The 12,450-nt window shown below is 53.1% G+C and carries 8 protein-coding genes; 2 read left to right on the top strand and 6 right to left on the bottom strand.

Annotated features, from left to right (window positions below):
• Window positions 1–2: 2 nt before the first annotated feature.
• From Q8902_13475 to Q8902_13455, 5 genes are all read right to left on the bottom strand, one after another.
• Entirely contained in the window at window positions 3–1,814 is a 1,812-nt protein-coding gene (locus tag Q8902_13475) for an O-antigen ligase family protein (GenBank protein MDP4200568.1), read from the bottom strand.
• Window positions 1,815–1,844: 30 nt separating this feature from the next.
• Window positions 1,845–2,561, bottom strand: coding sequence for a DUF5602 domain-containing protein (locus Q8902_13470; protein MDP4200567.1), 717 nt, complete (start codon window positions 2,559–2,561; stop codon window positions 1,845–1,847).
• A 68-nt stretch (window positions 2,562–2,629) separates the two neighbouring features.
• Window positions 2,630–3,403 carry a c-type cytochrome gene (locus Q8902_13465; GenBank protein ID MDP4200566.1) on the bottom strand — a complete coding sequence of 258 codons (774 nt, stop codon included), beginning with the start codon at window positions 3,401–3,403 and terminating at the stop codon, window positions 2,630–2,632.
• A 10-nt stretch (window positions 3,404–3,413) separates the two neighbouring features.
• Entirely contained in the window at window positions 3,414–4,739 is a 1,326-nt protein-coding gene (locus tag Q8902_13460) for a hypothetical protein (GenBank protein MDP4200565.1), read from the bottom strand.
• 24 nt (window positions 4,740–4,763) lie between these two features.
• Window positions 4,764–5,549: a carboxypeptidase regulatory-like domain-containing protein gene (locus Q8902_13455; protein ID MDP4200564.1), complete on the bottom strand. Its 786-nt coding sequence runs from the start codon at window positions 5,547–5,549 to the stop codon at window positions 4,764–4,766.
• Between the two features lie 553 nt (window positions 5,550–6,102).
• Here Q8902_13455 and Q8902_13450 point away from each other — a divergent pair.
• Window positions 6,103–6,744 (top strand): nitroreductase family protein, encoded by a 642-nt coding sequence (locus Q8902_13450; protein ID MDP4200563.1) that lies wholly within the window; start codon window positions 6,103–6,105, stop codon window positions 6,742–6,744.
• A gap of 100 nt (window positions 6,745–6,844) precedes the next feature.
• On the opposite strand, the gene Q8902_13445 is transcribed toward Q8902_13450, so the two are convergent.
• Complete coding sequence (locus tag Q8902_13445) at window positions 6,845–9,172, bottom strand: aconitate hydratase (protein MDP4200562.1); 2,328 nt, start codon at window positions 9,170–9,172, stop codon at window positions 6,845–6,847.
• A gap of 411 nt (window positions 9,173–9,583) precedes the next feature.
• Between Q8902_13445 and Q8902_13440 the strand changes: the two genes are divergently transcribed.
• Entirely contained in the window at window positions 9,584–12,232 is a 2,649-nt protein-coding gene (locus Q8902_13440; protein ID MDP4200561.1) for a choice-of-anchor D domain-containing protein, read from the top strand.
• Window positions 12,233–12,450: the final 218 nt, after the last annotated feature.

Here is a 12,450-nt window from a genome sequence, read left to right as displayed (position 1 = left end):
ACCTAATGTTTCAGGCTATTCAATGCCTGCGCGTACATCGCCGCGCGGGAGCCGGGTTGTGTCGTGTCGCACTTATTCAGGTACGACCGAGCCCGGGCATAATCCTGTTGATTGAAACTGACGGCTGTCAGGTTCAGCAAGGATTCCTCAAAGTTTGGCGAAATCGCCAACGCACGATTGTAGAACACTTCACCGGCCTGAAAGTTACGAAGTTTCACGTAGCAGGACCCAGTATTATTTAGTGTATAGAAGTGATTTGGATGCGCCCGAAGTGCCTCCAAATTGTCTCGAAGTGCCGCAGGATAATCCTGCAGCATGTACTCGGCTTCCGCTCTATAGTACAATAACGGAGTCGAAAGTGCGTCCACCGATAATAACTTCGCATCGTAGATTTTGTTACACTCCGCGATCTCGGTATTCCAATCCTGGTCGAGTCGTGCCTGGAGCAGAGAGACCTCATGTTGTTCAGCAATAAATCGCTGGATTGAGAACATGAGAGCCGGAATTACGAGCAATATCGCAACAAAAAGAGGCAAACGATTCCGAGGTTGCTCCTTCTCCTTGACTCGAGTGCTGGGAAGAATGCTCAGCCATAGCAGAAAGAGTATTGTATGCTCGACGCGAGCACCTGGAAAATCGAAGAAAGAAATGATGGCATAACCCGAAATCGTTGCCGCGAGGAGAATCATCAAAAGTGATCTGCGCGAGTTTCCTGGCTGGGCTCGCCACGCCGCACGTATTGCCAGACTGACGCCGGCCACAAAGAGCGCGAGATAGGCCAATCCGCCGCCGACCCCGGACTCGCACGCGTGCTCAAGGAAATCATTGTGAGTCTCCGTCCACTGGTAGCTTCCGTCCTGAACGTAGTGGGGAAATTCTGCTAGACCGTAAGACGGAAGTTGGATCTTCCAGTTGCCGGCTCCAACACCGAGGATTGGATGATTGCGAAACATCTCGATGGACTTGCTCCAGACAGTGAGCCGCATCCGGGATGATGTGTCGGAGGAATAGTGGATGAATGTGCTTGCCTTTTCCGTGGCGCTCTTTGCGTGCGAGCCATGCCGCGGAGCAATGTTAAAGACAAAGATCGCCAAAAGGCAAGCCACCGCTACCATTGCGATATTGCGAAGACTCGAGCGGTATTCTTGCCAAAGTGCTCTCCGCTGACTGGAGAATGCCAGAAGCGCGAGCGCAACGCTCGCCATTACCACCGATCCGAGCCACACCGCACGGGTCTGCGCGATGAGGAGGACGAACATACTCGCCGCCAATGTCAGAAGGCAAAATGGCTTCCACCGAGGTTCTTCCGAGAGTGTACCATAAAGCGTGGCCGGCAACGTCAGGAAAAGAAAGGAAGACATGAGATTCTTCATGGCCATCGAGGCAAATGGGCCTTCTCCGCCAGGAAAGAAATCGAATCTCGCATAGAATTGCAGAAGAGAGACAAGCGACACCAGGAGGCCAATTATCGAGACCGTTCGCAAAATGTGGGGGAGTAGTTCACCGTTTGCTTTCTGCATTGCTGCAAGGAGCCATGCGCCATACATCACCGCAAGAGAGGCGGAATAGATTGCCTCACCAGAATTGCGGGCGATGAAGATAGAGGCGACACAAAATGCGGCATACACACACCATATCCAAACCAGTGGGGAGGTCCGGAGTGACTGGTCCCGACTTGCGATGAAAGTTGCGATCGTAAACACCGCAAGCAAAATTGCGCGCGTGGTAAATGCGGGGTCAATTAAATTGCGAACAAAAACAAACGGAATGACGGCAAGGCAAATGAGAAACCACGAAAGGCGATTGCTTCGCATTACCGGGACAATAGAATTACCATACGCACATCAAAATCCGTCTAGTTCAATCTTAGTCGTCTTGGTCGTGGCGTCGTATGAGGTCTTGTAGGTTTTGGGCATCGACATTGGCATGCTCATCATCATCATGGGTTTGACTGTTCCACTGAGCGCCGTATGGTTGGACAGGGATGCTTGGTCACACATCGCTTCCATAAACGTCATCGTGCCTTTGGCAAAGCCGTAAACGAAGGCGCAATGGAATGGCTGCTTGTGCCACTCTGGAGCCGAGGTGTCCATATAATGCACGCCCATCATCGAATCACATTCACCGATGCGAGTGTATCCTGCCGGCAGCATCATTCCGCCTGGCATCATTGTATCTATCCCTTGCATGATATTCATTCGTGCCATCATATCTTCAAAATAGAAATGGGCGTCGAGATGTGGCACATTGTAGGGAGCTGGATCCATCGTAGCATAGTCAAGGCTGATACTTTTATACGGGATTGTGGTCACACCGGCCGGCATAGGGATCTCATACATCATGCCCATCGCGGGCAAGCTGGCGAGCGCTGCATCGGAAATGGTCACACCGATGGCCGTCATGTTGCCGGAGCCATCCACGGTGACCCAGGAATTGGCGGTGCCGGAGCCAATGGTTGTTGAAGCACCGATATACGTTTGTGGTTGCGGAGTTGTGCTGCTACTGCAACCAATCAAGATGCCTAGACACAGAATCGACAGGGAGAAGGAAACTGTTTTCATAAGATGATCTCTAAATCCAAAAAACCAACTTAATGCAAATCTACGAACAAAATTTCAGAATGCTGCACTTAATGCTCGATGCCGTGCAGGTTCCATACGTAGTTGGCAAGGTGCCAGCGGTCGGTGTCTGGGAGCGTCGAGGCATAGGATGGCATGGCAACGCCGTTCAGACCGGTCGAAAAAATGCGATAGACGTCTTGGGCAGACTGTGCGAATTTGAAATCGGAAACGTTCGTGAGGTCCGTTGTGTGGACGAAACTGCCGAAGTCATCGTGTTGGATTTCAGCAGAGACTCCATCGCCCTTGCCGGCAGCTCCGTGACAGCTTTCGCACTGCATCTTGACGTAGACCGCGCGGCCTCGTTCGATGCTTTGCGTGCTGGGGAGGATCATTTGGCCGAATGTCAACACTTCCAGCGGATACTCAGTAGAATCCGAGAAGCGCGGAGAGAGAGTCTTCAGGTACTGAATGACGGCGTCACAATCGGTCGGGGACATGCGAAAGGCTGGCATCGTGCTAAAGTGCACGCCGGTCATGATCGATCGATCCAGATCCTCGTCTGTTGGCAACTGACCGCTGGCGGTCGATCGGCTCTTATAGACCCCTTTTGTGAGGTCTCTCGGTCTCGTGCGCATGTTGGCCGACAGCGGACCATCGCCTGCACCATCGAGGCCGTGACAGGGCGAACAGGCAATGTCGAACACAGTCTTGCCACGAGCGATCGTCTCGGACGGATTGGAGGCCGGAGCGTTGCTTGCCGGACCGAGTCCGAATGGACTTAGCTTCATCGTGGCCGCAATAATGCCGACCGCGCAGGTAGTAGTTATAGTTTGAAGCAACATGCTGTTCGGATTAGAATCCAAATAAGAAACCAGCGCGGTACGTCGTTGTCGTCTGATCGAGCCGCATTTGATACGCCGTCTGTGTGATATTCTCTTTCGTGATTGTCACGCCGCCAGTCGCTACTACATTCGGAAGAAAGTGATATCGCAGTCCTACGTCGATTGCCGTGTGATCTTCGGCAACCGTGAGTCGCTGCATCCAATCGTACCGGCCGTACGCAAAGAGCTTTTCTGGCAAGAGAATAACGTTCATGCCGACGAACCCGCCGCGCATTTCATAGCTTGTTCCCAGGCTATCGATGTTATCGTCGAGTCCTGTCATGAACTCGCCAAAGAGGTTGATCCGCTTTGTCCATGGGTCCGTGATTTCCGCATCGAATCCCACTCGTGTGACGTGATTCCGCCAGGGATTCGCCAGTGCGGCACTTGTTCCACCACCCATCCCCGGCATTCCGGCCATGGTGCTCGATGTTTCCGCCGCAGAATTCGATACATCCTGAAATCCTGAGAAAAAGAATGCCCCAACTCTGGCAGGCGCGTTTTGCAGGAACACAGTTTGATCGAGCGAGCCGAACACGGCGCGCGCTGAAGCCAGATCCACATCGCTATTGTTTCCGCCGACCATTCCAACTTGCCAGCGAAGTCCTTGACCGATGGTGTAAATTGTGCCAAACGCGCTGACGCCAAACATGGGGTCGGTTAGATAGAGCGTGTTGGCCGTCGTTCGCTCGCCAAGCGGGTTGTAATGCATGCTATTGTACACGATGGGATCCTCTCCGGAGAGCAGGAACATGGGCGTGAACGGGGCGAATAGAAGAAACTTGCCGAACTGGAAATTCAGCGTGCCCCGGCCATCGGCGAGCGCATCGGTATAGAGCAGATGGATGGTTTCAATCTCAATGCTCGTCTCGCCATTTGCCACGGTGACGGGTATGCCGGCATAATAGGAAAAGTGAGATCCGAGCGAAGCGGAGCTGAAAAACCGCATCATGATTCCGCCGAAAGATGTGGTTGGTTCGCTTTGTATTCCAGTCAAATGGTCCTCGACCTGAGAGCGACTCACCATCGGTGTTACCACGAGACCGAGTGGGAATGTGGACCGTGCGGCTTCTGCAATCTTATCGCTCGTACTTGGCAATTGATAGCCATTCGCCTGGAAGCGACGACCAAACTCGTTGAGCAATGGTGGCGAGGTATGACATGTAAAGCACGATGTATTGTATTGCCGGGCGAAGACGGGATTAGCATGAACCTTTGATGGTCCGATGATCGAGTACAGAAGTACGAAGCCGGAAGCGATAAGAATATACGCCCGCCCTGTGGTTGTTTGCACCATGCGAGTTCTTAGTGTAACGAGATCTTATTGTAATAGGAAGTCGGCATTCGATGCGCCTCCAGCGGTAACGACGATCTGACGCTCCTGAAGTGTAGGCGCAGAGAAGACAGCGCGACCATCCTGCATGCCGCTCGTGTTCCAGCCCTCATGCCACATCACGACAGTATAGGTGCCGGGTGGGATACCATCCAGACTGAATTCCCCATGCTCATCGGATACAACGGCGAACGGACTATCGGTAACCCAGACCCATGCGGACATCCAAGTATGTCCCGCATCACACTCGATATTGAGCATGCCGGGCTTCCGGAGTTGCTCGACGCTTTGCTGGCCTTTCGTCGGTTGGGCGATATTGAATGCAGTGGAGCGGTCCGAACCGATGAAGCTATATGCGTGGCAATTGTGCAGAACAGGATCGTCGTTTTGAAAGATGATCGAGGAGCCACGTGCAGCGACAATCATATGCGGCTGGAACGAGCAATTCGATTGGGTGATCCGCGGCTGCCCTGGTGAGGTGCGGCCGAGGGGTGGGTTCTTAAGATAGATCAACGAATACCGAACGCCTTTGTCCTTGCCTACAAGCAGACGATCATAGGTGTGAGTTCTTCCACATACTTCCGGAGTGATGCACTTTGCTGTGGCGAGCTGGGGAAGCGGACCGTTGAATGTGACACGTCCACGAATGCTGCCAGTTGGCGCAAGCATTGGTCTAAGAGTCAGCACGCCGGGAGACGGGCTGTCTCCACAAAATAGAATAGCAAGCAACGCCACTATCACAACTTCGCGGTACTGATTGATTCGGTAGGTCATGGACGTAAAACTGACGGAGAACTTGACTAAAGTCGCAACATCGAACTCAGTTGAGATGGCATTCTCTATGCCAACCGGGGTTTTGAGGCAGCAATCCGCGAATCCAAGTGCAAATCGTTGAATCCATTCGAGAAAGATTTCAAAGGGTCGTTAGTAATCTTTACGAAAGAGAAGAAAATTAACGACTCATGAGTAAGGGATCGTAAACTTTTTCATGTTCCTATGACGATTTCCACGCGGCAGACGCGCAGAAAAGGTTGAATAACGTCACTTGTCCTCCTCAAGTAATCAATGCAGCCGCCTGCTTTTGTGGGGCCTTCGCGGGTTGCGGACTCTCAAGCCGCCGATCAGAGCATCCGGAAGAATTCGTGCGAAGCGTTTGCGAACAGTATCTAACGCCTGTCAATAACTATTTTAACATTCGGCACTATTGAAACGATGGCATTCTGCACCCGCTACGCCGAATTCACTGCTAACCGTAGGATGGCATGTTTCTTCCACTGTGCATCAGCAGCTTCATCTCACCTATTTACAGAATTCTCATATCTCGACCATGAGTGACATATTAACCCAGACTTTGACAGAGATTCAACTTCCGGCGCCTGTGGATGAAGGAGGCCTTTCGGTGTTCGAGGCTCTCCGGCGGCGAGAAACGATACGGCTAATCAGTTCGTCGCCCTTACCAATTCAGATGATTTCAAATCTCTTGTGGGCTGCCTGGGGGGTGAACCGCGTCACCGGTCCGTTCGGCGTTTATGGACGGACGGCTGCTTCAGCCAGCAACTCGCAGGAAGTCGATCTTTACGTGGCGTTCGAGGATGGCGTGTATCTCTACGATGCGGTTCACAATCTCTTGAAACCCATTATTGAGGGCGACTTGCGAGCCGGTGTTATGACCCCGGGACAACGCGGCATTCAGGCGAACGCTCCCGTCCAACTGATCTACGTTGCAGACATTGATCGCCTGACTCACACGCCGGGATTTCAGGAGCCAGGGCTGCTCGATCCTGACATGCAGAATGCATACTGCTATGTGACGACCGGTCTCATCGCGGGCAACGTTTATCTCTATGCCGCATCGCATGGGCTCGCGGCCTGGTTCCACAACTGCGATCGCAAGGGTCTTGAACAGAGCCTCGGATTGCATCCCGGACAGCACGTCTTGTTTGCGCAGTCAGTCGGGTACGCAAAGTAAGGGAGATCACGGCGGCTGTTGGGACGTGCTTCGCACGTCCCTGCTCTTTGATCCAGTCTGAACTTTGCGGTAGTCCGAACTAGGACTGCGTTGCGCGTTCTTACGCCTCCACCGGTTCTGGCGGCGCTTCCTTCACGCCTGCCGAGAGCGATGATTCGCCAGAATGCAGGCGAATGAGATTCAGAGCGCTTCCGGCTTCGAACCAAGCGATATGTTCCATGTTCATCGTGTGTGCGAGTGCAATCACTTCAGAGGTGCCATCCTTGTGCGCCACTTTCATGTTGACCGTGCGGACTGGATCCAACTCCTTGAGATACTCGAACGAAACAGTATCGCCTTCCTTGATCTTGTCATAATCTTTTGGATCGATGAAAGTCAGAGGCAAAATGCCCTGCTTCTTTAGGTTGGACTCGTGAATGCGGGCGAAGCTTCTCGCAACGACGGCCAGGCAGCCGAGATATCGGGGTGACATCGCCGCATGTTCCCGACTTGAACCCTCACCATAGTTCTCATCGCCGATCACGATCCACCGCTTACCGCGGGCTTTGTAATCACGCGCGACCTGTGGTACAGGAAGGCTCTTCTCGTGGGTATACATGTTCGTCGTCGTACCCGTCTCGCCTGTCCATGCATTGATGGCTCCAGTCAGCATGTTATCCGAGATCTTATCGAGATGTCCGCGGAAACGAAGCCACGTCCCGGCGGGCGAGATATGGTCGGTCGTCGTTTTCCCTTTGGTTTTGATCAAGACCGGCAAGTTCGTCGTCTCAGCATCGACCATTGGCCGAAATGGCTGTAGAATCTGAAGGCGCTCGCTAGCCCCGGGCACAGTCACGGATACGTTGCTCGGATCGAGTGCAGGCGGCATGTATCCCTTTCTGCGGCCAGCATAGCCAAGTGCGGGCAACGCCTCGACTTTCGGCGGCGGAGTAAGTCGATACTTCTTACCGCCTTCCGCGGTGAGTTCGTCCTTCAACGGATTTACCGAGAGATCACCAGCAAGGGCATAAGCAATCACGACCTCCGGGCTTGCCACGAATGCGAGCGTTGCGGGATTGGCGTCGTTTCGGCCGGGAAAATTTCGATTGTACGAAGAGATGATCGTGTTGCGGTCGCCCTTCTTGATGTCATCGCGCTTCCACTGCCCAATGCAAGGTCCACAGGCATTTGCCATTACCTCACCGCCAATAGCTTCGAGCATTTCGAGTTGCCCATCGCGTTCGATTGTCTCGCGAATCTGCGCCGAGCCAGGATTGATGAAGAAGGGCATCTTAACACGAGCGCCTACGGCTCGCGCTTGCTCGGCAATCTTTGCCGCACGGGAGAGGTCCTCATAGCTTGAATTGGTGCAGGAGCCAACCAGCGTGACAGACACTTTTGCTGGATAATCATTCTCCTTCGCATCCTTGGCGAGTTGTGAAACCGGCCGTGCGAGATCGGGCGTGAATGGTCCGTTGATGAGCGGCTCGAGTTCCGAGAGATTGATCTCCAGGATTTCGTCGAAGTATTTCTCTGGCTCGCGTTCGACTTCCGGATCCGCTACGAGCAAGTGAGCGTATTTAATCGCGAGTTGCCCTAATTCCTCACGAGACGTTGCATTTAGGTAATGAACAGCATTTTGATCGAAGGGGAAGACTGAAGTCGTTGCACCGATCTCCGCACCCATGTTGGTAACCGTCGCCTTGCCAGTTGTCGAAAGCGTGGCACAGCCCGGTCCGAAATATTCGATGATTCGGTTGGTGCCGCCTTTGACAGTGAGCTTTCCGGCGACATGAAGGATGATGTCCTTCGGCGCAGCCCAGCCACTGAGTTCTCCAGTAAGTCGAACGCCGACCAGTTTCGGATTGAGCACTTCCCAGGCAAATCCGGCCATGGCATCAACGGTATCTGCGCCGCCAACCCCGATGGCGACCATCGAGAGGCCGCCCATGTTTGGCGTATGTGAATCGCTGCCGATAATGAGCCCGCCGGGGAATGCGTAGTTTTCGAGCACTACCTGATGGATAATGCCAGAACCAGGACCCCAAAATCCAATGCCGTATTTAGAGCAGGCGGATTTCAAAAAGTTGTAGACTTCGCTGTTCGAATCCAGTGCGCGACCAAGATCGGGAGCCGAGCCTTCATAGGCCTGAATGAGATGGTCGCAGTGGACGCTTGCGGGAACAGCAGATTCGAACTTGCCGGCCTGCATAAACTGAAGAATTGCCATTTGTGCCGTCGCGTCCTGCATAATGACCCGATCGACCATGAGGCGCAAGAAGCTTTTGCCGCGTTCGAGTGATTGCGTTTCGGGATCGGCAAGATGCCCGAAGACAATCTTTTCGCCAAGCGTAAGTGGCCGTTTCAACTTCGTCCGAACAGCCGCGATGTTCTTCTCGGAACTTTGGTAAACTCGCTCGACCATCGCGGGCGTAGTCTCGACAGCCATTGCGCGACGGTTCGCGCGGATCTCGGACATGTCTACTGCTTGCGCCGCTAACTGGAAGGGCGGCATCTTTGTAGATGCCTGTACAACTGGCAGGTTCACACCGTTCGTCGATTGGGCCATAGTCATTTCAAATTGTTTGTGCAAAAATACGCAGAAGGGGAAGGATGCCAGCCCATATACGAAAACTGCTCCGCAAAGTTGCCTTTACGAATGTCCTTTATACTTGACCAAATGAAAACAATCCGATCCATCTGCGTTTGGCACTTTTTCGGCATACGGTGAGCGTAGTATTAATGGGCCTTCACGTCGAGGGTAAATTTGCCACTTTTTTCTATGAAGTCTATGGGTATTATTACAAAATGCAAGACTCTTCTCTTATTCACAAATACGGCACTTCTAGTCTTAACTGGGATGATGCTATCAGATGCGGCCAATGCAGCAACATCCTTTTCGCTCTCACCATCGAGCGAGATTGATTTCACGGCGCAAACTGGGGCGACCGCAACAAAGACTATAACCATTCAAAACAATACAGCATATTCGCTCGCGCTAACGCTTGCCTATTCTGGTAGCGGTGCGGCGCTCTTTACGACGTCGTCGTCCTATATGACAATCGGCGCATATATGTCGCAGAGTGCGACTATCACGTTCTCACCGATCGTCGCGGGGTTGGATACGGCCAAACTGAACGTGGTATCCTCCGCGCTTGACTCGGCGAGTGTGCTTCTTATGGGACATGCAATCTCGGCAGGCGGCATGCTCCAAATCACGCCCGCTGGCCTGTTAACACTCGTTTCTCATGTCAGCAGTAGCACGGCCGACACATTGAACATCAGCAATCGGAGCGCTTCGGCGACGACAGTATCCTTGGCTCTTTCTGGAAGTGGAGCGGCGCTCTTTTCGGTCAATCCGAATTCCCTGACGATTGCCGGCGATGGCTCGTCCTCAACGGTGGTCTCATTTTCTCCGCTTGTTTCCGGTTACGACAGTGCAACGCTCACAGCGATTTCTTCTTCGGGCGATACGCAGCGTATTTCACTCGTTGGACATTCGCTGGCGCGCGTCTCATTCTTGCTGACCCCTGCAGGGTCGCTGGTATTTAATACCAAGGTTGACGTTCCGGATACCCAGATGTTGACAATTGCCAATCAAACGGCCAATCTCTTATCCTTAGCGCTGGTACCTTCCGGGAGTAGCGCATTCAGCGTGAATCTGACGAACGTTACTGTTCTGGCCAACGGTAGCACGACGGTACCGATTATTTTCAAATCGAGCACTGCCGGTACGGCGAATGGATCCTTGCTGGTGCGGTCACTGACGGGCGATACTGCCACGGTGTCATTGATCGGTCATGCGATGCTTTCGGTGGAAGGTTCGCTTCGCGTTGCCGATGAGATCGAATTCGAGACCAAGGCTGGACAGACGGAATGCCTGCCGGTTTCGATCAAGAATAACACGACCGGTGCGGTCACTATCTCGAACTTGACGATCACCGGAGATTCAAATGACTTCCGACTCACAGGAAGCGGTTCACTTCAGGTGGCCGCTGATTCCTCGGCGAGCGTAACGGTCTGTTACACGCCAACGACTGCGAGCGGCGAGCAACATGCCACGTTGACGTTCCAATTTGCCGGCGTGACGGATACCACTTTGAAAGGGACCGAGAGAGTGGAGTTGAACGGATCGGTCGAAGGGCGTCTCGATCTTGGGGATTCGATATTCTTCCTCACGACTCAGAACATTGAGTTCAACAACGTGCTGGTCGGTACAACTGACTGCCAGGCGGTTCGTATCTCGAATCCAACAGCTTCAGTAGTCACAATCGATAGCGCAGCGATCACTGGCTCGAGTGCATCGTCATTTACCGTCAGCGGTGCGTCAATGCTGCAAGTGGCTGCGCATTCAACGGCGTTTGTCAACGTATGCTTCAGTCCTACCGTCGCAATGGAAAATCAGAGTGCGACGCTTGAGCTCTTTGCGACCGGTACAACCGGACCGAGCAGGATCACTATCAGTATTGACGCAAATGCAATAGATAGTCTGCATAATAATGGTGAACTTACGAACTGCATCTTCGTGCGTCATGAGTCTGGCGTGATCGGACCTATTCTGAGAGGTGGGACTGATACATCCGCGATTTTCCTGACCAACCGGACTAATGGGAGCGTCACCATTAATGGAGCTTCCATCAGCGGTTCTGGCAGCTCGGCTTTTTCGGTTTCGAGCTCGCTCCCGATCACCATTCAATCGGGTGGGACAGCTCAACTTATGGTTGCATTCAATCCAACTACTGGCACGGACCGATCAAGTTTCGGAGCGGACATAACATTGAACGCGACAGGCTCGGCGATGACTTGTGGACCGATCACTGTTCATGTCGAAGGTGTCGCTGTACCAGGAATGCTGGGGAATCGTGACACATCGGACATCGATCTCGGTGCCGGTCTGACCGGTAATGGGACGAAAGTCATCGGTATCGTAAATAACACCGGGAATGCCTGCGTGATCGATACGATCATGCTCGTCAATACAACATCGGCTTCGATCGTAGTGAACCAGGTCATTCTGGGACAGAGTACGAACTTCACTCTTATGAACGCGAGCAGTTTTCCGGTCACGATCACGCCTGGAAGCTCATTGCCGGCGATGGTGCAGGTCTGCAACGATCCGCCATCTGGCGCGACAGCGACAGACCCCATGTTTGTTGCGACGAACCAATCGATTCAGCCGCAGACCTTCCAACTTCAGTCCGTCGCCGCGGCCGCGGCCGGGGTGATAGAAACGATCGACCCGGCTACGATCAACCTCGCGATTATGCCAAACCCAACGTCGGATCGTGTCGCGATTCAACTCGATCAGGCGCGGAGCGCAAATGTCGAGATATTCGATATGCTCGGTAACGTACTCGAAACATTGCATGGGAATACGTCCTTCAATTGGGATACCCGTGATGCAGCGGGGACTTCGCTTCCGAATGGCGCTTACATTGTCCGCGTGACAGGTGTGGACTTGGCTGGCCAGCCCTTCCGCACTTCGAAGCAGCTTGTGATCGAGAGATAGTATGCCCAACTGTGGCAGGAAATAGCCGCGATTTTAAGAGGGCGGGGTTACCCGCCCTTTTTCTTTTGTAACAAATCGCCCGGATCGAGGTTATTATGGTGTGGTAACAATTCCGGCGTAAGCCGTGTCTGTAAATCGCATGGCTAGCTCATAATGGAGCGAGGTTCCCTTCCTGTGAGTCCGAGAGCGTTCGCACTTGTCGTGTGCGCGTTCGGGCT

Source organism: Bacteroidota bacterium (assembly GCA_030706745.1).
In the GTDB taxonomy this organism is placed as follows: Bacteria; Bacteroidota; Ignavibacteria; order Palsa-1295; family Palsa-1295; genus PALSA-1295.
Note: the sequence above shows the minus strand (reverse complement) of the source record. Positions and strands in the feature narration are given on the sequence as shown.